Source organism: Streptomyces sp. NPDC056734 (genome assembly GCF_042790455.1).
Classification (GTDB): Bacteria; Actinomycetota; Actinomycetes; order Streptomycetales; family Streptomycetaceae; genus Streptomyces.
On sequence record NZ_JBHTZD010000006.1, the window covers coordinates 2,519 to 26,164 of the forward strand.

A 23,646-nucleotide genomic window follows, 5' to 3' on the forward strand; every position below is an offset into this window, starting at 1 on the left:
GTACCTGGACGGCAGTCCTCGGCTTGCGTTGGGTCCGGAGGCGTGGGCGGGCTTCGTGGGGTACGCGTCGGGTAGCTGACTCCCTGACTGTGACCGGGGGCCTGGCTGGTCTCCGGTCTTGAGATGACTGGGAGAAACATGATTCGCAAGGTCTCCGCCCCGGACGCCTCCGATCTGGCGTGGTTCAAGAGCAGCTACAGCAGCGGCACCAATGGTGAGTCCTGCGTCGAGGTCGCTGCCTCGCCCGGCACCGTCCACGTCCGTGACTCCAAGTACCTGGACGGCAGTCCTCGGCTTGCGTTGGGTCCGGAGGCGTGGGCGGGCTTCGCGGCGTACGCATCGGGTAGCTGACTGCTCGGCTGTGGACGGGAGCGGGCGAGGAAAGCTGGTCTCGCCTCGGAGAGTGGAAGTCACTCTCCGAGGCGAGAAAGGCTTGCTCAGCGGGCCACGAACTGGGTCAGGATGGCCTGGACCTCGTAGATGTCGACGCCCTTCGTGAACGTCTTCTGGATCGGGGCCGCGGAGCCCGAGACCCAGATCTTGAGTTCGGCGTCGAGGTCGAAGGTGCCGGCCGTTTCCACCGCGAAGTGGGTGATGCTGCGGTACGGAATCGAGTGGTACTCGACCTTCTTGCCCGTGATGCCCTGCTTGTCGACCAGGATCAGGCGGCGGTCGGTGAACAGGATGGTGTCGCGTATCAGCTGGTACGCGGCGTGGACCTGCTCGCCCTGGCCCAGCAGACGGGTGTAGTCCTGGGCCGCCTGCGCCGGGTCGATGGCATGCGCGTTTCCGAAAAGAGCCATGGTGGATCCCCCCACTTGTGATCGTCCGGAATGTATATCTTGACGGTGGGGGGTTTGGCCATGGGGGGAGGGTTACTTCCCGTTGCTCGGTGTCAATTCCCGTTGGCGGTGTCGCCCCCGAAGCGCTCCTTGTACGTCTCCAGGTCGTCGTCCGTGAGCTTGGCGAACAGGACCGGGGGGACCGTGAAAGGGGTGCCGGGGGGGAGCGTGGTCAGGGAACGGGATGCGGACTCGGTGACCCAGGTTGCCGTGTCCTGGGGGAGCGTGAAGGTGCTACGCATTTCCGCCGACGCCGACGGGATGATCGGCTCCGACACCACCGAGTAGAGGTGGATCAGGTTCATGGCGGTTCGGAGTGTCAGCGCCGCTCCGTCCTTGTCGGTCTTGATCTCCAGCCACGGGGCCTTCTCCTCCAAGTAGGAGTTGCCCGCCGACCAGAGCGCGCGCAGCGCCGCCGCCGCCTTGCGGAATTGCAGGGACTCCAGCTGCTGCTCGTACTCGGAGAGAAGACGGCTGATCTCCTCGCCCAGCTTTTGTTCCGCCTCGCCGGGGGTGCCGCCCGCCGGGACCTCTTCGCCGAAGCGCTTCTTGGAGAAGGACAGGACGCGGTTCACGAAATTGCCGAGGGTGTCCGCCAGGTCCTTGTTCACCGTCGCCGTGAAATGCTCCCAGGTGAACGACGAGTCGTCCGACTCGGGGGCGTTGGCGATCAGGAAGTAGCGCCAGTAATCGGCGGGCAGAATGGCGAGCGCCTGGTCCGTGAAGACGCCGCGCTTCTGGGACGTGGAGAACTTTCCGCCGTAGTACGTCAGCCAGTTGAAGGCTTTGACGTAGTCCACCTTCTTCCACGGCTCCCGTACGCCCAGTTCGGTCGCCGGGAACATCACCGTGTGGAACGGGACATTGTCCTTCGCCATGAATTCGGTGTAGCGGACGGTGGTGTCCACGTCGTACCACCAGGACTTCCAGTCCCGGATTTCCCCGGCGGGGGCCTTGTCCGACCATTCCTTGGTCGCGCCGATGTATTCGATCGGGGCGTCGAACCACACGTAGAAGACCTTGCCCTCGGCCGCCAGCTCCGGCCAGGTGTCCGCCGGTACGGGGACGCCCCAGTCCAGGTCGCGGGTGATCGCGCGGTCGTGCAGGCCCTCGGTCAGCCACTTGCGGGCGATGGAGGAGGCGAGCTGCGGCCAGTCGCTCTCGTGGGCAGCGATCCACTCCTCCACCTCGTGCTGGAGCTTGGACTGGAGGAGGAAGAGGTGCTTGGTCTCGCGGACCTCCAGGTCCGTGGAGCCGGAGATCGCCGAGCGCGGGTTGATCAGGTCGGTCGGGTCCAGCACGCGCGTGCAGTTCTCGCACTGGTCGCCGCGGGCCTTGTCGTAGCCGCAGTGGGGACAGGTGCCGACGACATAGCGGTCCGGGAGGAAGCGGCCGTCGGTGGGGGAGTAGACCTGGCGGATCGCGCGCTCTTCGATGAAGCCGTTCTCGTTGAGGCGGCGGGCGAAGTGCTGGGTGATCTCGCGGTTCTGGGGGGAGGAGCTGCGGCCGAAGTAGTCGAAGGACAGGCCGAAGCCGTCGTACACCGCCTTCTGCGCGTCGTGGGCCTGCGCGCAGAATTCGGCGACCGGGAGGCCCTGCTCCTTCGCCGCCAGTTCGGCCGGGGTGCCGTGTTCGTCCGTCGCGCAGATGTAGAGGACCTCGTGGCCGCGCTGGCGGAGGTAACGGGAGTAGACGTCCGCCGGGAGCATGGACCCCACCATGTTGCCCAGGTGCTTGATCCCGTTGATGTAGGGAAGGGCGCTGGTGATGAGGTGTCGAGCCATGGCGGCTGCTCCAAGGGTGGTTTTTCTCTTCGCGAACCTTGAAATCGTAGCCGACAGGGGTGGGCCGCCCGCCTCCCGTTTTGGTGGTGGGGAGGGGGCGGCCGGGTATGGGTTCGGGGGTGGGGCTTGGTTACGGGCGCCAGCCCTTGAGGATGCCTTCGTAGAGTTCCGCGTCGGTGAGTTCCAGGGGGGTCTCGCCGGCCAAAAAGTGGGAGGTGTTGGGGGTCTTCAGCTTGCGGAGGTAGTCGAAAGCCTTGTTCTCCGGGTCGCCGAAGGCCACGAAGGCGAAGTGGATCTGGGGGTGGGTCTTCGCCGCCTCGGTCAGGGCCTGGGTCGCCGGGGTCTTGGCGTCGGGGGCGCCGTCGGTCTGGAAGACGACGAGGGCGGGGGTGGGGGTGGGGGTGGGGGTGGGGGTGGGGGTGCGGGTGCGGGTGCCGGATTTGTCGTAGTGGGTGTCGTAGTGGGTGAGGATTTCCGCTACGGCGGTGTGGTAGCTGGTGCGGCCCATGCGGCCGAGGGTCGCGTGGGTGTCGTCGATCTTTGTCTCGTGGTCGGTGAGGGTGAGGTCCGTGGTGCCGTCCACTTCCGTGGAGAAGAAGGTGACGTGGACGGTGGGGGTGTCTGGTGTGGGGGTGAGGTGGGCCGCGAGGGCGAGGGTCTGGTCGGCCAGGGCCTGGGCCGAGCCGTCCTTGTAGTACGGGCGCATGCTCGCGGAGCGGTCGAGGACGAGGTAGGTGTGGGCTCGGGTGGTGGTGCGGCCGGCCTGGGCCAGGGCGGTGGCGGCGGAGGTGTGGGCGGTGACGAGGGTTGGGGGGAGGGGGGACGGCTCGGCTTCGCCATCGCCGGGGGTGTTCCCACCCGCACCACCCGTACCGCTTTCGTCGTCGGGTGCGGGTGGCCCCTGTGGGGCTTGCTCGCCGTCGGCGGCCTCGGGGGCCTCGGCGGCCTCGGGGGTGGGGGTGGCTGCGGGTTCCGGGGTGGATTCGGGCTGGGACGCGGCTTCCGGTTCCGGGGTGGGCTCCGGCTCCGGGGTGGGCTCGGGCTCCGATTCCGGGTCTGGCTTCGATTCCGGTTCGGTCTGGGCGTCCGGCTCCGCCGTCGCCGTCGGCTCAGCCTTCGGCTCCGTTTCCGGCTTCGCCGGCTCCGGTTCCGGCTGTGGGTCCTCGGCCGTCTCCCGTACGGGCTGCTCCGCCTCGTCCGCTACGGGTTCGGCGGCGACCGGGGTCTCCTCGGTCACGGCCTCTTCGGCGGGCGGCGTCGCCGCGATCACCGGCTCCTCGGCCTTGGGCTCCGCCTCGACCGGCGTCTGCTCTTCGGCGGCGGGCTCCTCCGTGGGCGTCTCCGCCTCGGCGGGCGTTGCCGCAGCCTCCGGCTTTTCAGCCGCGGCCACTGGCTCCTCGGTCTCAGCCGTGACCGGCGTGGGCTCCTCGGCGGGCTGCTCCGCAGGTGCGGCGGCAGTCTCCGGGGCCGTGGCCTCGGTCTCCGGTTCGGTGATCTCGGCTTCTGACGTGACCGGCGTCGAGTCGTCGGCGGCGGGCTGTTCTGCGGGCGTCGCCGAAGTCGTCGGCTCCTCGGTCTCGGCTTCCGCTGCGACCGGCGTGGGCTGCTCGTCGGCCGGCTGGGCCGCTGGCGTTGCCTCCGGCTCCCCGGCCTCCGCCTCTGCTGCCTCGGCCTCCGCTGCGACCGGCGTCGGCTCCCCGTCGGCGGGCTGCTCCGCAGGCGTTGGCTCCGCCTCCGAGACCTCCGTCTCCGTAGCCCCGCCCGACTGCTCCAGCCTCGGCTCCCCCGCCGGCCTGGGTACGACCGGCACCGCCACATTGTCGAAGGCCGCCGCCACCAGGTCATGCGCCTCCGGCGAGGAGACCCTCGGCTCCGGGACCTGCACCTGCACCGCGTCCGGCGCCGCAGTCGTAGCCGTAGCCGGAGTCTCATCCACCGTCGAGGACGGACCCGTATCCGTCACCACAGCCGACGCCGCCTCCGTGACCACCGTCGAGGCCCCACCCGAGGCCCCGCCCGCCACCGCCTCCGACGACGAAACCGCAGCCGCCCCCGCAGCCACAGCCGCCCCCGATGGCGAAACCGCAGCCGCAGCCGCCTCCGCAGGCGCAGCCGGAACCGTTACCGGTGCCCGCTCCGAGTCCGGTGCCGGCGCCGGGCCCGGGATGGTCGGTGTGGCCGGTTTTGTTTCCACCGGCCCCGGCTCCACCGTGGCCGCCGCAGGCGTCCCCGTACCCTCTGCCTCGGCGGATCGCGCTCTGCGCGTGCGGCCGAATGCGTTCCGCAGGAGAGTGAGAATGCCCATGTGCGCAACCCTTCGTGTGAGTTGATGCCAGCCGATCCCTGGCCAGGACGGACACGTAAGGTTAGCGGCCTCATGGGGTGATCTTGGGGTGGGTTCACCCGGCCGCCACTTCGATCGCGCGGGCGGCCTCGGAGCAGCGGCTTCGGTGTGCTCTCGTCGTGGCGCGGACGTCGTGTGGCGCGGGCGGCGCAATGTCACGCAATGTCACCTTGTGCACCAGCCGCACATCGGCCACACCTTTGGCCGGTCTACGCGCCTAGCGTCAACTCTCCCTTGGATACCTTTAGTTCACTCGCCGTTCACCCGACGGCTCCGCTCCCGCACAAACGTGCTCCTACCGTCCGTCACGCTGGATAAAAGGGGAAGCAAGGGGAGAACCAAGTGCGTATGCAACTGCCCATCATCAGAACCTCGAACGACTCGCACCCCGGTGGCCGCGCCGCGCTCACGTGCCGCTTCCGCTGTGGTGACGCCTGTTTCCACGAGGTGCCCAACACCACCGCGAACCCGTACGTCGGTGATGTGATCGCCACCGCGCTGAGCCGCCGTTCCGTGATGCGGGCCGCCGCGGTCGTCACCGCCGCTGCCGCCGCCGGGAGTGCGGTCTCCGTGGCGGGTGCCCCGCAGGCGCAGGCCGCGCCCGCCACCGGGTCGGGCGGCAGCGCGGGCCAGTCCGCCCAGTCCGCCCGCGGGCTGCGCTTCACGACCGTCGCGCCGAACACCAACGACGCGGTGACCATCCCCACGGGGCACAACCAGAACATCGTGATCCGGTGGGGTGAGCCCATTCTGCGCGGCGCCCCGGCCTTCGACCCGGACAAGCAGACCGCCCAGGCGCAGGCCGGACAGTTCGGCTACAACAACGACTTCCTCGCGCTGCTGCCGGTGCCGGGCGAGAAGGACCGGCAGATTCTCGTCGCCAATCATGAGTACACCGACGAGGTGCTCATGTTCCGTGGCTACGACTCCGCCAACCCCACCCGCGAGCAGGTCGAGATCGCCTGGGCCGCTCATGGGCTGTCCGCCGTCGTGGTGGAGGAGGACAAGAAGAGCGGGAAGCTCACCGTCGTACCCCGGCACTCGCTCAACCGGCGGATCACCGCCACCACCGAGTTCAAGGTCACCGGGCCCGCCGCCGGGTCGCCGCTGCTGAAGACCTCCGTCGACCCGACCGGCACCAAGGCCCTCGGCACGCTCAACAACTGCGCCGGCGGGGTCACCCCCTGGGGCACCACGCTGCACGGCGAGGAGAACTTCAACCAGTACTTCGCCAACGCCACCCGCCCCAACGACAAGCGCTACGGTCTCGGCGCCGCCGCCAGCGAGCGCAAGTGGGAGCGTTTCGACAAGCGCTTCGACGTCGCCCAGGAGCCCAACGAGCCGCACCGCTTCGGCTACATCGTCGAGCTGGACCCGACCGACCCCGACTCCACCCCGCGCAAGCACACCGCGCTGGGCCGGTTCAAGCACGAGGGTGCGACCGTCCGCCTCACGGACGACGGCCGTCCCGTCGTCTACTCCGGTGACGACGAGCGCTTCGACTACTTCTACAAGTTCGTCGGCACCAAGCGGATGAAGAAGGGCAGCGGCCGGTCCGTGCGCGAGCACAATCTGACGCTGCTCGACGAGGGCACCCTCTACGTCGCCAAGCTCACCGGCGACTCGCCCGCCATCGAGATCGACGGCACCGGCAAGCTCCCCAGCGACGGCGAGTTCGACGGTTCGGGTCAGTGGATCCCGCTGGCCACCGCCACCAGCGAGGGCGCCGTCTCGCACGTCGAGGGCATGACCGCCGACGAGGTGTTCGTCTTCACCCGGCTCGCCGGTGACAAGGTCGGCGCCACCAAGATGGACCGCCCCGAGGACGTCGAGCCCAACCCGCACTCCGGCAAGGTCTACATCGCCCTCACCAACAACACCAACCGCGGTATCGGCACCAACGCCAAGGCGGACGAGGCCAACCCGCGCAACGCCAACAAGCACGGGCACATCCTGGAGCTGACCGAGCGCTGGAACAAGGCCGAGTCCACCACCTTCGCCTGGACGCTGTTCCTGGTCGCCGGTGACCCCACGGACCCCGCGACCTACTTCGCCGGGTTCCCCAAGGACAAGGTCAGCCCGATCTCCTGCCCGGACAACGTGGCCTTCGACGACCACGGCAACCTGTGGATCTCCACCGACGGCAATCAGCTCGGCACCCATGACGGGCTCTTCGGCGTCGCCACCCGCGGCGACCGCAAGGGTGAGCTGAAGCAGTTCCTCACCGTGCCCAAGGGCGCCGAGACCTGCGGCCCGATCATCCAGGACCGGCGGGTGCTGGTCGCCGTACAGCACCCGGGCGAGCTGGACGGTGCCTCCGCCGAGAACCCGCTGAGCGCCTGGCCCGACGGACCCGGCAAGATCAACCGTCCCGCCGTCGTCGCGGTCTACCGCACCGACGGCAAGGACATCGGAGTCTGAGTCACCCGCACGACGCTGTGCGCGGGGGCTGGGACCGGCGGCGGCTGCCGTACGCCGTCGCGTTCCAGCCACTCCCGGTACGCCGGTGCCTGCGGCTGTGTCTGCGGCTGTGTCTGCGGCTGTGTCTGCCGGGCGACCTCAGGTCCGTCGGGCGACCTCAGGTCCGTCGGGCGGTCACCTCGGGGAGGTGATCGCCCGTGCCGCCGCCACCTCCTGACGCAGCGGCTCCAGCACACTGTCCGCGGGCCCGGTGAGATCCGTACGGACCGGGAACAGCACCTCCACCTCCCGCAGCCCCTCGGACAGCTCGCGCAACTGGAGCGCCACCTGGTCGACCTCGGCCCGCGCGGGTGGGTCGGCCCCGTGTTCGACCCGGACCCGGGCGGCGGTCGTCGCGTCGACGATCCGTTCCACGGCGACGACCAGCGGCCACCAGGCGGCGGCGTGGCGTCCGGTGGGCGGCGGTTCGGTCAGGGCGCGCTGGAACTCCGTACGGATGACGGACAGATCGCGGTACAGGCGGCGCCGCATCCGGGCGCGGCCGGCCGGGTCGGTGGCCTTGCCGAAGGCGGATTCGACGTAGCGCGCGCTGTCGGCGACGGCGTCCGCGAGCCGGTCGCCGACGCGGGTGTGCCAGCTCTCCGGCCACAGCAGATACCCGGCGATCAGCGCGATGGCGCAGCCCATCAGGGAGTCGAGGAGCCGGGGCAGCAGCAGGGCGGTGCCCTCGCGGTTGAGGGTGTCGGACAGCAGGAGGATCACCGGGGTGATGGCGGCGGTCTGATACCCGTACCCCCGTGGGGTGAGGGCGGGGATGAGGGGGGCGAGGAGCAGCATCACCGGTACGTCCCACCAGCCGCGTGGTACCTGGGAGAGGACCGCCGCCGCGACGACCAGTCCGGCGACCGTGCCCAGGGCGCGCAGCAGGGCCCGGGAGAAGACCGAGCCGAAGTCGGGCTTGAGGACGAAGGTGATGGTCAGGGCGACCCAGTAGGAGCGGGGGACGTCGACCAGGGAGACCAGTGCCTGGGCGAGGCCGATGCACAGGGCGAGGCGCAGGCCGTAGCGCCAGGAGCCGGAGGACAGGACGACGGTCCGGGTCGCGCGGGCGGCGCGGACGCGCGGGCCGGCCGGGCGGCCGAGGCCGTCGTCGATCCCGTCGTCGATCCCGTAGGGGTCGACATCGGGGCTGGTGACGACATCGGCGGCGTGCCGCAGCGCATGGTCGACGGCGCGAGCGCTCTCGCTCTGCGGTCCGGGGAGGACCAGTCCTATCGGTCCGCGGTAGCCGGTCTCGACGGCGTCGGCGAGGTGCCGTGCGGCGGAGGGGATCTGCGGTGGCAGCGGGATGCCGGACAGATGGGCGGCGGGGGCGGCCTCGATGACCGGCGTGATCGCGTTGAGCTGGGCGATCAGCCGGGTGAGGTCGGCGCTGCGGCCGTGGTGGCGGGTGCGGTGGCCGAGGACGAGGTCGTACGCCTGGTTGAGCGACTGGGTGGCGGCGTGCCGGGCGTCCTCGTAGCCGTCGGAGGCGCTCCCGGCGAGCAGCGTGGCGACCTTGCGGTAGGTGTCGGCGACGGCGGCACGCTCGGGGACGCCGGAGCGCAGCGGCCAGGCGAGCAGCGCGAGCAGCAGGACCAGCAGCCCGCCGCCGGTCATCAGCAGCGGCGCCGCCCACCAGGGCCCCGGCATCGGGAGCCCGGCGCCGATCACGGCGTTGAGCAGCAGCAGGAGTCCGGACACGGAGGCGACGGCGCCGATCGTGGAGATCATGCCGGACACCAGGGCGATGGCGGTGACGGCGAGGACCGTGAGCCAGCCGTGCCCGAAGGCGAGTGAGCCGAGGGTGACCCCGATCGCGCCGAACAGCTGCGGGATGGCGATGTTGAGGATCCGCATCCGGTAGGCGTCGGCGGTGTCGCCGATGACCCCGGACAGGGCGCCCATGGAGGCGAGGGCCCCGTAGGCGGGCTGCCCGACGGCCAGCCCGATCGCCAGCGGCAGGGTCATCGCGACGGCGGCGCGGGCGACGGCCGGCCGGTTGACCGGCGCCTGCTGGGGCTTCAGGTTCCGGACCAGCCAGTCGGGAGGGGTGAGGCCGATGGGGAACTCGCGAGGCATGGGCACATTATGGCCAGGCCGGTGGCCGGTATCTGCGGTCACTCCGGCCGCCGTACGTCCAGTTCCCCGGGCGGCGGCGGCATCGGATGCGCGAGGTGAGGCCGTATATCGTGCCGCGTACATCGCCCCCCGGCACGTCCTGCCGAGAGGCTCATCCGGGGCGGCGGACGGGCCAGGACTCGTGCGCCGGGTCGTCGAGCCACGCGCGCTGGCCGCCGTACGCGTCGACCGTGAGCCCCAGCCGGGCCGGACCGGGTGCGCCTCTTTCCTTCCACCCACCGGTAGGCGTCGGTCACCTCGTCCCACAGGCGCCGGGGCCGGACTGTCAGACGGGGGCGGGCCGCTGCCCGTCGCGGAACGGCCAGGTCGTGCCACAGGTCTACGAATCGCGCCTGGCCCGGTGCGCCGAACAGGAGCAGTCCCAGGTCACCGAGGCCGATCCGGCCGAAGTCGAAGGCCACGGTGGTGGTGGCCTTCGACTCCACACCGGTGAACCGCTGGCCAGATCGACGCTTCGGCGGATCACCTCCTCACTGGCTGACAAGGACGCGGCGAGCAGGTTCTCCACTTCGGGAAGGAGCCTTCCCGATCCAAGGGCGCAGGCTTCGACGATCGCCTGGCAGTCCCGCACCTGATCACGCGTCGCACCTGCTCTGAAGGATGGGTGCGAGAGGGCCTCTCGGGCGGCGTGCCCGTCGTTCGTGTGCATCGCCCGGTGGTGCAACCGCGCGACCACCAGGCCTGCCACCGCATCCTCGGCGGAACCGACGATGTCCAGCAGCGCGAGGCCCAGTCTCGCGTCGAAGACGGCCAGGTCCTCTCGCCCGGGGCCTTCCGCGTATGCGGTCGCCAGGTCTTCTATCTGGTGGCGCCATGGGCGTCCCGACATGCGGTGACACAGGCCGGAGAGGCAGCCCGTGACTGCGGTCTCCCATGCTTCTTCGGGCACGGTGGCCACGAGCAGGTCATCGGCGTCGCCGGTCCTCCCGCGGGACAGAGCCGCGAGGACGGCGACCTGGCGGCCGTCGAGCATCCGACGCCCGATACCCCGGTGGATCTCGACATGGGCGAGGGCTTCCGCCCACCGGCCGGCCGAGGTCAGCGCACGGGTGCCGTCCGCGAGGAGAATCCTCCACAACCAGGCACGCACTTCGTCACGGTCAGCGGTATCGGCCACGAGGTCCGCGGGGACGGCGACGCCCCCGGCCTCTACCGGCATCCCGGTGCTCACCGCGTCGAACACAGCCAGCAAATCTCGGCGGCCGTCGTCGGCCCGCCCGCCGCGAAGGCGGAGGCGTGCGAGGTTGACGACCGGTTCGAGAGCGCGGATCGCTGCCCCTGCGGTCAGAGGCGCGGCGTGCAGATAGGCGGCGGCGTGCTGACGGCACATTGCCGCCGCCGCGTCCGAGTCGCCGACGTCGGACGCGATCAGTGCGGCACGGTTGAACACCGTGGACGCCACCCCCGGGTCGCCGGTCTCGCCTGCGGTGCCGGCGAGTTCGGCGAGCTGGTGGAGACGCCGGGGCAGGGGGAGACAGACGGGCCGAGGGCGGGCGACGAGAGGGAATCGCCGGGCCAAGGTGTCAGGCAGTGTCCACATGATCCGCGGCGCTCCTTCCCTCCATGAGGTCCGGTCCGAAGACAACCGCCTTCGCGGCGGCGGCGAGAGCGGCTTGGGCGTCGTAGGGCAGTCCGATGCGGTTCCAGGCGAAGAGCACGTGGTGGGCCAGGACGTCACGGAGCCCGCGGTGGAGCCGGCCGGTATCGGCAAGATCGGCCAGCTCTCGTCCGGCCTTGCTGTAGGCGTCGGCCCACTGGGCACGATCGGCCATCGGTCCGTCCACGCGCATGAGATCCTCGCCGTTGACGGAGATCAGGCGGCGTACGGCGGCGAGCAGACGTTCTTCACCTCCCTGCCCCGAGCCGTCACGCAGGGCCCGTCGATGCCCGTCGGGCAGGGCGCGATGGGCACCGACCTTCGCCCAGACGTCGCCCTGCTCGTACCAGTCCAGTCCGGCGGAGCGCATCATGAGGCTGCACAACATGAGCGACGTCTCGCGTCGGTGTCGGCCCGCATAGCCTCGGAGGAAGTGCGTGAGGTTCCGGCTGTCCCGGTGGAAGAGCCGGTGCGCCGATGCCATGGCGCCGGGGCCGCCGAAGGCGTGGGTCTCGGGCTCGTAGACGATCTCGGCCGACGCTGTGACGGCTCCCCCGGTGATCAGTGCGTCGAGATCCTGGCCGAGTCGGTCGTGTCCGGGGGGGGGTGGCCAGGTAGCGCACGCGCCAGCACGGACGCTTGCGGATGATGAACCAGGCGGTGATGGTGCCTTCATCTTCCCTGGTACGCAGGAGCGGGGCGAGGTGGATCAAGGCGGTGGCCTCGGCCCTTTCCCAGTCCGGGAAGGTGAGGTTGGTCTGATGCCAGGCGGTTGGGTTCATGGGCAGGTCTCCGGCGGCGATCAGGCGAGGGCGAGGAAGGAGTCCCAGTGGGGTGCGGGTGTGGTGCCCGCCCCCAGGGTGTGGAGGGCGAGCGCGGCTCCGGCGGCTCCGTCGAGGAGTTCGGGGTCGAAGGCGCGCCTGTCGAGTGCCGTGATCAGGCGAGTGGCCAGGGGAGGCAGCTCGTTGGCTATCTCGGTATTGCCCGTCGCGGAAGCCATCCGCCACGCCGCGAGGAGCAGGCCGGCCATGCCGTGGCAGAGCCCGGTCTCGGGCAAGCGGTCGAGCTGGTGGGGGTCACGCAGCGTCGCGAGGATCGCGTTCTCGGCCGTCCGTAGGCGCGTCGGGTCCCGGAGGGCGAGGGCGGCCAGTTGCTGGGCGCGGGCGGTGCCGCTGACTCCGTAGCACCAGGAGGGGCGGGGGCGGAGAGCCGAGTGGCCCCGGCTGTCCGTGGCCTGCCGCATCGAGAGGTAGCCCGGCCACCATGGGGCCGTGGGACTTCCTTGGCGCCATCGGTCGGTCCAGACGCACACCCGCTCGATCGCATCGGTCAGGCCGGGTACCCGCAGGCCACACAGCACGGCCAGGGACAGGACGGACAAGGCGGAGCCGATCCCGTGGGCGAGTCCGACGTTGCCGTGCCCGCCAGGATGGTCGGCGTGCGGGGCGCCGGTGGGCGAGACGTCCATCCACCAGGGCGGCAGTTCGGCAGCGACGGGCAGGGGCTCGGTCAGACGGACCAGGTAGGTCAGGACGTCTCGGGTGATCTGGGCGTCGGGGTGGCGGCTCATGTGGTGTGCGCCGAGCCCTGACAGGCCCTGGATCAGGTCGAACTCCTCCATGGGAGGGCGGTCGCCACGGTCGATCCGCTGGTGAGCCTCGGCCAGGCGGTCCTGGGTGATGCCGAGCGTCGCCGCGTCGAGACGACGCAGGGCGCGGGCGTAGCGGCTCGACTCGCCGGCCGCACGGTGGGTGATGTACGCGAGGGCGGGAGCCCCGAGGTACAGGTTCGCGTTCGCGGCTCCGCTGATCTCGCCGCGGGCGGCCGTGGTCAGCCAGGCGTGGGCGGTGTCCCAATCGCCGTGACCGGTCCGGGCACGTTCGATGTGGAGCAGGGCGATGCCGGCGGCTCCGCCCGCGAGTGACTGCGGCCAAGCGCGGACCTCGTCGGGTGGGCCACCGGGCCGGACGGCGCCGGGGGAGGAGAGGGTGCACGCGATGTGCTCGGCGGCCGAGAGCGCGTCGCGGACCGGGACCCGGGCTGTCGTACTCACGCTGTTCTCCTCTGCCGGGCCGTCCAGCTCAGGGCGGCGGCTCGGGCCAGGTGCAGGTGTACGCGTTCCTCGGGGAGCCCTGGCCCCTGCATACGGACGTGGTGGAGGTGGAGGAGATCCGGCAGCAGGTCTCGCGGATCTGCTGCCGCATCCCTGAGGGCGTGGGCGTAGTCCGCCAGAGCCACGCGGCGCTCGGACCAAGCGCCGGTGACGCGTTCGTCCAAGGTGGACGAGCCGTTGCTCACCAAGGCGACGGCTCGGTAGTAGAGGTCCCGAGGCGGAGCTGTCCTGTCGGTGCGGGTGTGTGCGATCAGCCAGCGCATCGCCGTTTCGTCGTCGCCGAGCAGGGCGACCGCGATGTCCACCATGCTCGCGGCGGTGACCGCCCGGATGTCCGAGGAGCCCTTGCCGACCTCGGCGGTGAGCTGGGCCAGCGCCGCATCGGAGTCGGTGGCGAAGTACCGCTCGGCGGCCGTCATCGCCGCCGGGCCGCCGAACCGCGCGACCTCCGGGTGATAGGTCTCCAGGCCGGTATGAGTGATCAGGCCGACGCCCTGGAGCCGCCTGGCCCACCGGCCGATCCGCTCGATGGCGGAGCCGAACGCACCGGCTTCGCAGCTCAGCCGCACCCGCAGATGGTCTCCGGGACTCTGGTACCGGACGAACCACCACCGGGGGTTCCCCAGCTCCTTCAGGAGGGCCGGAAGGTGGCGGGTGAGGACCGCGTTCTGGCGGTCTCGGTGCCCGTGGAGCTGGAGGTAGACGCGGTTGTCGCAGCCGGGCGGGTGCCCGTGCTCGCGGCGGACGACGTGCGCCCCGGCCCTGACGGGAGGCACGTTCTGTTCCGCGATCAGCGGGACGACAACCTCGTGGGCGCGCCCTCCGGTCCATCCCGCAGTCTCGGGTGAGGGTATGGAGTGGAGGGTGAGGCTTCCAGCACGGTCCAGGTGGGCGCGCAGCAGGGCTCGATGCGATGGTTCCGCGAGATCGAGACCGATGGCCCGGTCGGCCTCGCTCAGGGTGACCTTGACGGGGACTCCCGCATCCCGGCGCCACAGGGAGAGGCCCTCCTCCCACTCCGACCAGGAGGCCGACGGCCCCGGGAGATCACTCCCGCCGAGAAGCCAGCGAGCTGGCGACAGCACCGTACGTCCGTATCGCAGCGCGGGCAGAAACGGCAGGCTGGAGGCCGCGGCTCCCCACGTGAAGCCGGTGCAGGGGACAGTCAGAGCGACGGGTGCCTCGGCCAGGAAGCGGGTCAGCGGATGTGAATGGTGGCCCAGGTCCACGGCGTTCAGCAGCAGCGTGTGAAGGGGGCGGCGGCGGGAGAGCGAGTACAGATGCAGTCGCTCGGCGTCGGCGGTCACCGCCAGGTCCGACAGCGGAACGATGCCGCTCTCCGTCCCGGGGTGGTCGCCGAGTGAGATCACGAGGTCGGTCACCAGCCCGGCCCGCGCGACGTTCTCGGCGCGTAAGGACAAGGGAGGGGCGCTGATCTGGGCCAGCAGCGCGTTGCCGTGTACGCCGGGCAGCCCGGCGTACACCGTGGACATGCGGTGGCGGTCATCCTCGTCGAGGAGGTGCAGAAAGCGACCGGTGGTCGTTCCGGCCGACCGTGCCACTCCGACGACGTGGAGCGTGAACTCGCCCCGTTCCAGCGCTGGAACGCTCACTGCGGCGATACGGACGGTGACTTCGGTGCTCGGCTGTACCGGGTGGCCGGGAGCCGTGGTGGCCAGTTTCTCGATCGTCGCGTCATCGAGTTCGACCTCCAGACATCGCCGCACGCCGGCGGCGTAGGCGAGCTGGAGAAGGCGGCTGTCGCGATCGGGCAGCGGCACTGTGGCCGGTGCGGCGGTGGAGCCGAGATACCCAGGTGGGTAGCCCAGCGCCTCGATCGCATCCATGACGGGGACGGCCGCCCGTGGTCCGTACCGCTCCAGGAACCGGCCATGCCACTCGGGCCAGCCGGTCAGAGCAGGGCGGGGTGCCAGGCGGGTGAGCACGCGGGCGGCGGCTGCCGCCTCCTCGGCGACCGCCTCCGGTATGACCAAGTCCCAGTCGACCCGAAGATCCAGAGCGGTCTTGGGAACAACCCGCAGTGCAGCGGTCTCGGTGGGCGGGAGCGGCCGTGTGAACTCGATGAGCGCGGCCAGCGGGTCGGTGGCCGTCATCGCGGGACGCAGGCTGGTGGTGAGGAACCGTTGACGGACGAGCCCGGCGAGCAACTGCTCGATCGTCGCGTGGGCGGCGGCCGGGAAACCGGCGGCCAGCTTCGCGGCGAGATCGCTCCAGAGAATCGGAGCCCGCGCGGCGTCCAGGGCTTCGCGGACCGGCTCGGTCACGCGTATCCGTACGTGCTCGGAAGCCCCGTCACCCGTGCCGCCACGGCGGTGCTCGATCACCGCGTGGCCGTCCCGGTCGATGACAAGACAGGAGGTGCGCAGCGTCAGGTGCTGCCGCAGCTCGGGGTGCTGTTCGAAGCGGTCGACGAGGGCGGTGATCAGCGCCGCGTCCGGTCTGGCGGCAGACCGGTGCGCACGGCCCGTACGCAGCGCCGCCGTAGCGCCGATCCTCGCCGGAGCGATTCCGGCGAACAAGCCGAAGGGGGTGGCACGGGTACGTGCCCGCAGCAGATACCGGAGCACGGACAGCACCGTACGGCGAACGGCGGTCTCCGCCACCAGCCGTCCGGAGCAGATCTCGCCCACTCGCCGGGCGAGAACCGGACTCGCGGCTGCCACAGCCGCCTTGAACTCGGAGATCTGCCACATCTGCCCCAGCCATGCCTGCCAGGACGCCGGATTCGCGGCCGGTCCGGTCAGTTCCGGCCAGATCACCGGACGCTCGAAGTGCACCGCGGCTGCTCGGACCACCGCCGCGTCAAGGTGGCGATACACGCACCCCTCCTATGGCCGCGGTGTCTGGTCGCGCCGCGAGCACGGACGCGACCAGACACCGCGATAGACGTGATCCCTGGTGTTACGGGCAGCTCGTACACGCGGACGCGCACGTCGCGCCGCAGCCGTCGTTCGTCAGCCGGATGAGCTGATCGGCGGCCGGGCCGCCCTCGACGATCGTGATGTCCAGGTCGAAATCGCCTGGGGTTCCGATCCCTACCTGCTCGGCGGTCGGCTGGACGAACGGCTGTTCCAACTGAAGGGTCATGCTTGCCTCCTTGGTGTGATGGGTGGTTGGTGCCGCTGGGCGTCGGGCGCGCGAACGGGCGTCCGCGCCCCGCGCCGGGTCTGCGGCGCCGGGGATCTAGTTCCAGGTCACCGTGACGACGCCGTGTCGCTTCGCCACGGCGGCCCGGGGCAGGGCGGCCGGCGCGGGACCGGGCAGGTACCGGATCGTGGCGGCTCCTCGCCGCCGGTGGTGGCGCGCCCAGTCCCGCAACAGCCCCAGGTACTCGTCCGCGAGGACATCGGCCCGCGGGCCATGGGCGACCACACCGCTCTCGAAGCCCCCGGTGTCCTCGTTCTCGCGACGGGTGCGGTACGCGAGGCTGCCCCCGTCGACCAGCGCCGGTACACCGAGCAGGGCCGACGCCTCCACGAGCCTCGCTCCGACAACGTCCTTGGACGCGTGCAGCCGGGCCGCGCTCGACAGATTCAGGGTGAGGTACAGCTCCAGTTCGTCCGGCAGGTCGTACGCGGCTCCCGACCAGCGCAGCAGACGCGGCGAATCCAGCGCGCGGTCCAGAGCCTCCGCGACGAGGTGCACCTGGTCGTCGTCCGTCTGTACGGCGACGCCCTCACGGAGCAGTACCTTGCGCTCCTCCTTGGCCGCGCCCTCTCCCTGCATGGGGACGAAGCGCGCCAGACGGTATGAGCTGCTGCGCAGTCCCTCGCCCTCGCGGTCGAACGCGATCGACCGGGTGGTGCCCCGTACGGTCAGCGGGACCACGAGCCGACCGCTCTCCGTGAGCCCGCCGATCCACGACGAGGAAATGTCCCACGCGGCTGCCGTGACGATGATCCGGTCGTACGGCGCGCCCTCGGGGACGCCGGCCTCGCCATCCGCGAGGACCGTCTTCACCTGGCCGTACCCGGCAGTGTCCAGGCAATGGCGGGCGCGATCGACCACGTCCCGGTCGATGTCGACGCTGGTGACCACGCCCTCGGCGCCCACGAGCTCCTGGACGAGCGCCGCGTTGTAACCGCCCGAGCCGATCTCCAGGACCTTCATGCCGGGCTCGATGTCCGCCTGCTCCAGCATGACGCCCTGGAGATGCGCGGCGGACATGACGCTGGTGTCCAGCCCGTGCTCGTCCTTCTTGACCGGCACAGTGCTGTGGAGATCGTAGGCGAGGCCCAGAGGCGCTCCGGGGGCGAAACTGTGCCGGGGTACGGCGGCGAAGGCGGCGGCGACGGAATCGGAGGTGATCGCGTCCTGGTCACGAAGGGCGCGGACCATCTCCGCACGGAGCGCGTCGGGGTCGCGGGCGTTCGAGTCGTCGTTCGGGTCGTCGATGGAGGTCATCGGGTTTCCTGATCTCTGTCGGGGCTGGCGGACACCGCGATCCCGCTCGGGAGACGGCGCGGCGTGCTGGTCGGCTGGGACGTCAGCCAGCCGGATGGTGCTGCCGGGCGGCTGCGCGCCGTGGGACGGAGGCCGCCCGGGTGGGAAGCGGTCGGGGCGATGGCGATGGCGGTGACGGCGGAGGTCTGTGTCAAGCGGCCTCCTGTGGCACGTCGTGGAGTTGCGCCGGAGCGCGGTCACGGATCGGACGTCCGGCCCCACACCCACAGTGCTGATCACCAGGCGTATCCGGACGGTGACCAGAGAACAGCAATGATGGCGGGTGAGGGAATGAAGTCCCGACGAAGTTGACTCGTCAGTAACGCGCTTGGGTGTGCCGTACTCCACGCCCGTCCTGCCATGCTGGCGCCATGGCCACCTCGAACGAACAGCCCGTGAGCGCAGAGGACTTGCTTCCCCTGGCGCTGACCTCCTACGGACACTTCACGTCCATGCGAGTCGACGCCGATCACCGCATCCGGGGCCTCTCCCTGCACCTGGAGCGGCTGGTGAGGGACAGTACGGCCGTGTTCGGTGTCCCCGTGGACACAGGCAGGGTCCGCGATCTGATCGGTGAGGCCCTGCGGGGGCGGCGTGGCGGCCCCTGCGTCGTCCGCGTCACCCACTTCGACCCGACAGTGGACATGGGCCACCCCGAGAAGGCGACCGCTCCGCAGATCATGGTGACCGTACGTCCCGCCGGACAACTGCCTCCGCCGCCGATGTCCGTGATGAGCGTGCGCTACGAGCGTGACCTCCCGGAGGTCAAGCACTGCGGCCTGTTCGGCGCCCTGCACGCCCGCCGCTCGGCACGCCTCAAGGGCTTCGACGACGCCCTGTTCATCGGCCCCGACCACCACGTCTCCGAGGGCGGCACCTGGAACGTCGGCTTCATCGACGAGACGGGGACCATCATCTGGCCGGAGGGCCCGGTCCTCCCCGGCGTCACAGCGGCACTCCTACGAGACCGTACGGACTACAAGGTCGCCCCAGTAACCCTCGACGAGGCCAAGACCATGCCGGTCGCCTTCGCCACCAACACCTCCATCGGCGTACGCGCCCTCTCGGCCATCGACGACACACCGCTCACGGCCGAACACCCGACGCTGAACACCCTGCGCGAGACGTACCTGTCCATCCCGGGCGAGGAGCTGTAGAGAAGGTAGAGAAGAGGAGCGCCGAGCATGAGCGGGGTCACCAGGTGGACCGGCCGAGAAGTCCTGCTCCTGCGCACGGCCATGCGCATGACCGGGCGGGACTTCGCGGCCATCGTCCCGGTGAGCCAGCGGCAACTGGCCACCTGGGAATGCCGTGGCGAGAGCATCAGCCTCCGCCCCGGCAATCAGGAGGCTCTGGACACCCTGCTCGTCCGCGCCGGCGCTACAGTCCAGCAACGCTTCGCGACACTCCTGACCGAACGGGCGGCGGCCGATCACGACGAGCGCGCCGAGACCCTGCTACGCCGCGACCCGCGAGCCGTCAAGCACCCCGTCGACGGCAAGATCATGGTGCCGGTCGAGGAGGGCATCTTCCTGTCCGGCCCCGGGAACACGGCGACCTGGCTGGACGACTTCCACATCGACGTCTACCCGACGACCAACCTGGACTACGAGCGCTTCGTCCGGGTCACCGGACACCGGCCCCCGCGCCACTGGACGAACGGGCGCTGCCCCGAGGGCCTGTTCGACCATCCGGTGATCTGGGTGACGTGGCACGACGCCGTCGCGTACGCCCGCTGGTCCGGCAAGCACCTTCCCACCGCGCGGCAGTGGGAGAAGGCCGCCCGCGGCGCGAAGGGACGGATGTACCCCTGGGGCGACGAGCCCACCGCCGCCAAGTGCAATGTCGCCGAAGCGGAGATAGGGAGGACGACTCCCGTCGGGCGCTACCAGTCCGGCGTCAGCCCGTACGGGGTGTTCGACCTGTGCGGCAACACCTGGGAGTGGTGCTCCACGGAGGAGGAGGCCGACCGCTACGAACTGAAGGGCTCGGCGTTCACCAGCCCGTTCGAACGGGCAGCGCCCTGCTTACAGAACGCGGCGAACGCCGCGATGCAGGACAACGACACCTCGTTTCGATGCGTGAGCCGCTCGTAGTGGGGTGGCAGCGAGCGTGGAGCTGACGCTGGCCACTGCTCAGTAGCCCCTCTCAAGGACGTGGGGGTGTGGATGGGGGTTGTGTGGGGGTGTCTGGCGGGCGGGAGGCTCATCCGGGGCTATGGACCGGCCAGGACTCGTACGCCGGGTCGTCGAGGCACGCGCGCTGGCCGCCGTACGCGTCGACCGTGAGCCCCAGCCGGGCCGGACCGGGTGCGCCTCTTTCCTTCCACCCACCGGTAGGCGTCGGTCACCTCGTCCCACAGGCGCCGGGGCCCGGACTGCCGGACGGGGGCGGATCGCTGCCCGTCGCGGAACATCACGCAGGCCCAGGAGGTGTCCGTAAGCCCGTAGAACCAGACGGGCCGCGCGCCCTCGCGTCTGTCGGCGACCGCCTGACGGCACTGGGGCACCCGGAGACCGAGCACGAACGGCAGGTCGGTGAACCGGCCGGTGACGAAGTCGTACTCGGTGAGGTCGGTGGCGGTCCGGTCCGCGTCCTCGAAGGGTCCTGCGGAGAGGTAGTGGGCGTGGTCGATCCCGGGGTCGCGCTGGGCGCGGAGCTTCATGAACTCGGTCGGGAGGGTGAAGGCCCCGGTAGCGGTAGCAGCCGTGTCCCCTTTGACCTTCAGACGGAGTACGGCGTCGGCTTGGGCGCACGGTCCGAGGGCTGGGGCCATGGTCGTCTCTCTCTGACTCCGGTTGGCGGGGACGACAACGCTAGGGACTCCGGCCCGTCAACTCCGAGAGGATTGCACGCGATTGCAGGCCGATTCACCTGCGCGGATCCGGCTGATTGGCGGTACTTGACGGCGTACCCCGCTGGGTTGATGGTCGAGCAATCACGAGCAATCGCAGCGATAGTGGGAGGCGGCGGCATGCCATTACGTTTCCTCGGGATCATCCCGAGCACTCCGGTGGACGACTCGCCGACCAGCTGGTTGGACGAGAGCACCGGAGACCTGCTGATCCAGTCGTACAGGGCGACCGAGGCGGAGGTGAAGGCGTGCCAACAGGTCGGCTCCATTCCCGGACACTCCGCAGACGTCCCGGACCATGAAACGATCACCGGGCTCCGGCAGTGATGAGGAAGTACCTTCCGCGACCCGAGGGCGGCCAGGGTGAAGCACCCCGTACGTGACGGACTGGCGAGAGCGCGGCACTCGGCGGTCCACCTGGAGACGCGGGACCGGTATACCCCGGACGACCCCGCGTTCGCCCGCTGGCGGGCAGGTCACCGCTACGACGGCGATCCGGCGAAACTCCCTGACGGGTGGGGCTCGTGGCGGGACGTGGTGGGCGAGACGACGGCCCGTGGGGTGGTGATGCGCCGGGCCCGTATCGTCGCCGAACCGGTGACCGACTACATCCGGTACGAGCATGACCTGACGTTCGCCAACATCGCGGCCGGTGAGCTGGTGCGCTGGCTCCCTCGGCGCGTGGCGGCGGACATCGCGCTGTCCGGCACCGACCTGTGGATGTTCGACGAGTCGGCTGTGCTGTTCACCTTCTTCTCCGGGGACGGGGATGTGGTGGACCGGGAATGGCGGGAAGAGCCCGCGGTACTGGACCTGGTGACCCGTGCCTTCACCGCAGTCTGGGAGCGGGCTACTCCCCACGAGGACTACAAGCTGACCTGAATCATGTCCGCTTCCCCGTCATCGAGCGTTCGGCAGGCCCGGCGCGTCCTTTGGAGCGCCAATGCGTCCTCCACGACGCTCCGCGCACCTTCTCCTTTCTGATCGAGGAATCCGTGCTGAGCCATGGGTTCGGCGACGCGGAGGCCCAGACCGAACAGCTTGAGCGTCTGCTGACGGTCGGCGCTCTGCCCCACATCGGCGTCGGTATCGTGCCCACCCGGCTCGGCAGATCGCGTATGCCCGTGGAGGGCTTCTGGATCTTCGACAGAGCACAGGTCAACGTCGAGCTGGTCTCCGGACACCTCACATTGACCCCCAGCGAGGTCGCCATGTACGCCGACACGTTCTCCGCGCTCGCGGAGATGGCGGTCTACGGTGCACGGGCCCGCGCGCTGATCCGCCGAGCGGCGGACTCGCTGGTGCCGCCCGGCACCGACCGACCTGGCGGCGGGTGATCGTTCGGCAGCGGGAGATTCAGCCGGCGCCCGGGTCGTGCTGGTCCTGCGTGCGCCCTACCAGAGGGTGGACGGTCCCGAGACGACCCAGCCGGTGTCGGTGGGCTTGACCCAGAAGCCCAATGACACCTCGATCGTCTGCGCGTTGTAGGTGATCTGGACGTAGAAGCCGCTGCCGGTGTGGCCCCAGTGGAAGTCTCCGAGGGTGAGTTCGCCGAGCCAGGACAGGTCCCGTTCCCACTCGTCGGCGGCAAGCCGGTCATCGGCGTCGTCCCCTTCGACGCTCGCTCCGACCGAGCCGACCCACAGCCGCTGGAGCACATGCCGGACCGGCGTGTGATCGATGAGTTGTACGGCCTCAGGGATCTTCTCGGCCCGGAGGAGGCCGAAGTAGCGGCGAACGACCCCTTCGACTGCGGTCTTGGCGGGGTGATCCGTCCAGATCTCCATCGGTGTCACCTTGAACATCGCGGACGGGGTGCTCGGAGCATCCCCGAGCACCCCGCCCATTCCGCTGGATGGGCCTCCGTACGCCTGCTCAGGTACGGGGTACGAGACCGAACTGTCCCGCCTGGACGCCGCCGCAGTAGGCCGCGTACTCGGAGTCGGTCAGCCAGATCTTCTGGTCGGTGTTGAGGGAGTGGCGGAGGACCCAGCCGCCGTCTATCTGCGTGGCTTCCAGGCAGTCACCGGGGCCGCCCGCGCCGGAGAGCGCGGACTTCGTCCACGCAGCGTGGGTGAGGTCCTGGTTCATCAGGGCCTTGAGGGCCTCAGTCTTGGTCACGGGCCATCTCTTTCCTGAGAGTTTGGATGAGTTCCAGAGTGTCCTGCGAGGACAGGGCCAACTCCTTCGCCGAGTCCAGGAGCGACCGGATGCCCCGGACTTCCTTGGCGCCCTTCTCGAAGGACATACCCGTTACGCCGTCGTACGCGGCGATCGGGTCTTCGCTTGTCCCGTTGAACTCGAACAGGTGGAAGAGGTAGGTGAGGGGTGCGGGCGCGCTGAAAGGGATGACACGAACGATGACGTTTCGCTGTCTGATGTCCTCGGTGAGGGAGTCGAGTTGTCCCACCATGACGTTGGCTCCGCCCACTCTTTGGTGAAGAGCGGCTTCTCCGATGACCGCCTCGACCATCGGCGGATCGGGCCTTTCCAGGATGCGTCGGCGGTTGGCACGCAGCGCCAGTGACCGCTCCACCATCTCCTCCGACAGGGTTCTTCTGGACAGTCGGCCGGTGACGGCCCGTCCGTAGTCCGGGGTCTGGAGAAGGCCGGGGACGAGGCTGCCCGCGCATGTGGTGACGCGATCGGCGTAGTCCTCGTAGGAGATGAACTCGAAGAGGCTGGCCGGGAATTCGCCCTGAAAGGCGGTCCACCACGCCTTGCTGTTGGCCATGCCGTCTTTGCGCTTCTTCGAGAGCCGGGCGCGCGTCGCCTCGTCCATCCCGAGGAAGGAGCAGATGACGTCCCACTCCTGGGCGTTCGGCCAGGTCGCGCCGCGCTCGATGCGTGAGTAGCGGTCGTGGTGTTTGTGTCCCAAGGCGTCGGCCACCTGCCGCTGTCCGACTGGCTCGCCGTCAAGAAGCGTTGCGACGCGGACGCCCTTCAGATCCCGGCCGAACCTCTCCCGTGCGGCGATGGTCGCAATGTTGACTGCCATGTTCACCCCTCCCTTCTGTGGCCAGTTGCCCCACGCAGCGTAGCGCGA

20 protein-coding genes and 1 pseudogene are annotated in these 23,646 nt (G+C 70.0%); 7 read left to right on the forward strand and 14 right to left on the reverse strand.

The window, feature by feature from the left end; all coding sequences use genetic code 11:
- Positions 1-138: 138 nt before the first annotated feature.
- The gene (locus ACFRFC_RS10365) at positions 139-351 is read left to right on the forward strand and encodes a DUF397 domain-containing protein (protein ID WP_382680639.1); all 213 of its coding nucleotides are present in this window, start codon (positions 139-141) and stop codon (positions 349-351) included.
- Between the two features lie 86 nt (positions 352-437).
- Here the strand turns inward: ACFRFC_RS10365 and ACFRFC_RS10370 are convergent, their stop codons facing one another.
- From ACFRFC_RS10370 to ACFRFC_RS10380, 3 genes are all read right to left on the reverse strand, one after another.
- Positions 438-803, reverse strand: coding sequence for a PH domain-containing protein (locus tag ACFRFC_RS10370; protein ID WP_382680640.1), 366 nt, complete (start codon positions 801-803; stop codon positions 438-440).
- Positions 804-895: 92 nt separating this feature from the next.
- Entirely contained in the window at positions 896-2,626 is a 1,731-nt protein-coding gene (metG, locus tag ACFRFC_RS10375; RefSeq protein ID WP_382680641.1) for a methionine--tRNA ligase, read from the reverse strand.
- Between the two features lie 130 nt (positions 2,627-2,756).
- On the reverse strand, positions 2,757-4,931 hold the full coding sequence (locus ACFRFC_RS10380; RefSeq protein WP_383112607.1) for a VWA domain-containing protein: 2,175 nt from the start codon (positions 4,929-4,931) through the stop codon (positions 2,757-2,759).
- 381 nt (positions 4,932-5,312) lie between these two features.
- Between ACFRFC_RS10380 and ACFRFC_RS10385 the strand changes: the two genes are divergently transcribed.
- Positions 5,313-7,391, forward strand: coding sequence for a PhoX family protein (locus tag ACFRFC_RS10385; RefSeq protein WP_382680643.1), 2,079 nt, complete (start codon positions 5,313-5,315; stop codon positions 7,389-7,391).
- Positions 7,392-7,565: 174 nt separating this feature from the next.
- Here the strand turns inward: ACFRFC_RS10385 and ACFRFC_RS10390 are convergent, their stop codons facing one another.
- The 7 genes from ACFRFC_RS10390 to fxlM form a co-directional block, all read right to left on the reverse strand.
- On the reverse strand, positions 7,566-9,512 hold the full coding sequence (locus tag ACFRFC_RS10390) for an FUSC family protein (protein ID WP_382680644.1): 1,947 nt from the start codon (positions 9,510-9,512) through the stop codon (positions 7,566-7,568).
- A 379-nt stretch (positions 9,513-9,891) separates the two neighbouring features.
- Entirely contained in the window at positions 9,892-11,112 is a 1,221-nt protein-coding gene (locus ACFRFC_RS10395; RefSeq protein ID WP_382680645.1) for a hypothetical protein, read from the reverse strand.
- Positions 11,096-11,845 (reverse strand): thiopeptide-type bacteriocin biosynthesis protein, encoded by a 750-nt coding sequence (locus ACFRFC_RS10400; RefSeq protein WP_382680646.1) that lies wholly within the window; start codon positions 11,843-11,845, stop codon positions 11,096-11,098. The genes ACFRFC_RS10395 and ACFRFC_RS10400 overlap by 17 nt, the downstream gene beginning before the upstream one ends.
- 126 nt (positions 11,846-11,971) lie before the next feature.
- The gene (locus ACFRFC_RS10405) at positions 11,972-13,222 is read right to left on the reverse strand and encodes a lanthionine synthetase C family protein (protein WP_382680647.1); all 1,251 of its coding nucleotides are present in this window, start codon (positions 13,220-13,222) and stop codon (positions 11,972-11,974) included.
- On the reverse strand, positions 13,219-16,122 hold the full coding sequence (locus ACFRFC_RS10410) for a lantibiotic dehydratase (RefSeq protein WP_382680648.1): 2,904 nt from the start codon (positions 16,120-16,122) through the stop codon (positions 13,219-13,221). Before ACFRFC_RS10410 ends, ACFRFC_RS10405 begins: the two co-directional genes overlap by 4 nt.
- Positions 16,123-16,204: 82 nt before the next feature.
- Positions 16,205-16,390: an FxLD family lanthipeptide gene (locus tag ACFRFC_RS10415; RefSeq protein ID WP_382680649.1), complete on the reverse strand. Its 186-nt coding sequence runs from the start codon at positions 16,388-16,390 to the stop codon at positions 16,205-16,207.
- A 96-nt stretch (positions 16,391-16,486) separates the two neighbouring features.
- Complete coding sequence (gene fxlM, locus ACFRFC_RS10420; protein ID WP_382680650.1) at positions 16,487-17,707, reverse strand: methyltransferase, FxLD system; 1,221 nt, start codon at positions 17,705-17,707, stop codon at positions 16,487-16,489.
- 410 nt (positions 17,708-18,117) lie between these two features.
- Here fxlM and ACFRFC_RS10425 point away from each other — a divergent pair, with 410 nt between their 5' ends.
- Positions 18,118-18,903 (forward strand): aminotransferase class IV family protein, encoded by a 786-nt coding sequence (locus ACFRFC_RS10425; protein WP_382680651.1) that lies wholly within the window; start codon positions 18,118-18,120, stop codon positions 18,901-18,903.
- 27 nt (positions 18,904-18,930) lie between these two features.
- Complete coding sequence (locus ACFRFC_RS10430) at positions 18,931-19,842, forward strand: formylglycine-generating enzyme family protein (RefSeq protein WP_382680652.1); 912 nt, start codon at positions 18,931-18,933, stop codon at positions 19,840-19,842.
- Positions 19,843-19,961: 119 nt separating this feature from the next.
- Here the strand turns inward: ACFRFC_RS10430 and ACFRFC_RS10435 are convergent, their stop codons facing one another.
- On the reverse strand, positions 19,962-20,522 hold the full coding sequence (locus tag ACFRFC_RS10435) for a hypothetical protein (protein ID WP_382680653.1): 561 nt from the start codon (positions 20,520-20,522) through the stop codon (positions 19,962-19,964).
- Between the two features lie 198 nt (positions 20,523-20,720).
- Between ACFRFC_RS10435 and ACFRFC_RS10440 the strand changes: the two are divergent.
- The 3 genes and pseudogenes from ACFRFC_RS10440 to ACFRFC_RS10450 all read left to right on the forward strand — a co-directional run bounded on the left by ACFRFC_RS10440 (position 20,721) and on the right by ACFRFC_RS10450 (position 21,937).
- Positions 20,721-20,983: pseudogene (locus tag ACFRFC_RS10440) on the forward strand (hypothetical protein).
- Positions 20,964-21,482 (forward strand): DUF6879 family protein, encoded by a 519-nt coding sequence (locus tag ACFRFC_RS10445; RefSeq protein ID WP_382680654.1) that lies wholly within the window; start codon positions 20,964-20,966, stop codon positions 21,480-21,482. The pseudogene ACFRFC_RS10440 and the gene ACFRFC_RS10445 overlap by 20 nt, the downstream one beginning before the upstream one ends.
- Positions 21,483-21,532: 50 nt before the next feature.
- On the forward strand, positions 21,533-21,937 hold the full coding sequence (locus ACFRFC_RS10450) for a Scr1 family TA system antitoxin-like transcriptional regulator (RefSeq protein ID WP_382680655.1): 405 nt from the start codon (positions 21,533-21,535) through the stop codon (positions 21,935-21,937).
- A 57-nt stretch (positions 21,938-21,994) separates the two neighbouring features.
- On the opposite strand, the gene ACFRFC_RS10455 is transcribed toward ACFRFC_RS10450, so the two are convergent.
- The 3 genes from ACFRFC_RS10455 to ACFRFC_RS10465 all read right to left on the reverse strand — a co-directional run bounded on the left by ACFRFC_RS10455 (position 21,995) and on the right by ACFRFC_RS10465 (position 23,598).
- Positions 21,995-22,387 carry a hypothetical protein gene (locus ACFRFC_RS10455; RefSeq protein WP_382680656.1) on the reverse strand — a complete coding sequence of 131 codons (393 nt, stop codon included), beginning with the start codon at positions 22,385-22,387 and terminating at the stop codon, positions 21,995-21,997.
- Between the two features lie 88 nt (positions 22,388-22,475).
- On the reverse strand, positions 22,476-22,721 hold the full coding sequence (locus tag ACFRFC_RS10460; RefSeq protein WP_382680657.1) for a DUF397 domain-containing protein: 246 nt from the start codon (positions 22,719-22,721) through the stop codon (positions 22,476-22,478).
- Complete coding sequence (locus ACFRFC_RS10465; protein WP_382680658.1) at positions 22,708-23,598, reverse strand: DUF5753 domain-containing protein; 891 nt, start codon at positions 23,596-23,598, stop codon at positions 22,708-22,710. The genes ACFRFC_RS10460 and ACFRFC_RS10465 overlap by 14 nt, the downstream gene beginning before the upstream one ends.
- Between the last annotated feature and the right edge of the window lie 48 nt (positions 23,599-23,646).

Coding starts and splice junctions, on each gene's coding strand:
- ACFRFC_RS10365 (WP_382680639.1), top strand. CDS start 139: ATGATTCGCAAGGTCTCCGCCCCGGACGCCTCCGATCTGGCGTGGTTC.
- ACFRFC_RS10370 (WP_382680640.1), bottom strand. CDS start 803: ATGGCTCTTTTCGGAAACGCGCATGCCATCGACCCGGCGCAGGCGGCC.
- metG (WP_382680641.1), bottom strand. CDS start 2,626: ATGGCTCGACACCTCATCACCAGCGCCCTTCCCTACATCAACGGGATC.
- ACFRFC_RS10380 (WP_383112607.1), bottom strand. CDS start 4,931: ATGGGCATTCTCACTCTCCTGCGGAACGCATTCGGCCGCACGCGCAGA.
- ACFRFC_RS10390 (WP_382680644.1), bottom strand. CDS start 9,512: ATGCCTCGCGAGTTCCCCATCGGCCTCACCCCTCCCGACTGGCTGGTC.
- ACFRFC_RS10395 (WP_382680645.1), bottom strand. CDS start 11,112: ATGTGGACACTGCCTGACACCTTGGCCCGGCGATTCCCTCTCGTCGCC.
- ACFRFC_RS10400 (WP_382680646.1), bottom strand. CDS start 11,845: ATGAAGGCACCATCACCGCCTGGTTCATCATCCGCAAGCGTCCGTGCT.
- ACFRFC_RS10415 (WP_382680649.1), bottom strand. CDS start 16,390: ATGACCCTTCAGTTGGAACAGCCGTTCGTCCAGCCGACCGCCGAGCAG.
- fxlM (WP_382680650.1), bottom strand. CDS start 17,707: ATGACCTCCATCGACGACCCGAACGACGACTCGAACGCCCGCGACCCC.
- ACFRFC_RS10425 (WP_382680651.1), top strand. CDS start 18,118: ATGGCCACCTCGAACGAACAGCCCGTGAGCGCAGAGGACTTGCTTCCC.
- ACFRFC_RS10430 (WP_382680652.1), top strand. CDS start 18,931: ATGAGCGGGGTCACCAGGTGGACCGGCCGAGAAGTCCTGCTCCTGCGC.
- ACFRFC_RS10435 (WP_382680653.1), bottom strand. CDS start 20,522: ATGGCCCCAGCCCTCGGACCGTGCGCCCAAGCCGACGCCGTACTCCGT.
- ACFRFC_RS10455 (WP_382680656.1), bottom strand. CDS start 22,387: ATGGAGATCTGGACGGATCACCCCGCCAAGACCGCAGTCGAAGGGGTC.
- ACFRFC_RS10465 (WP_382680658.1), bottom strand. CDS start 23,598: ATGGCAGTCAACATTGCGACCATCGCCGCACGGGAGAGGTTCGGCCGG.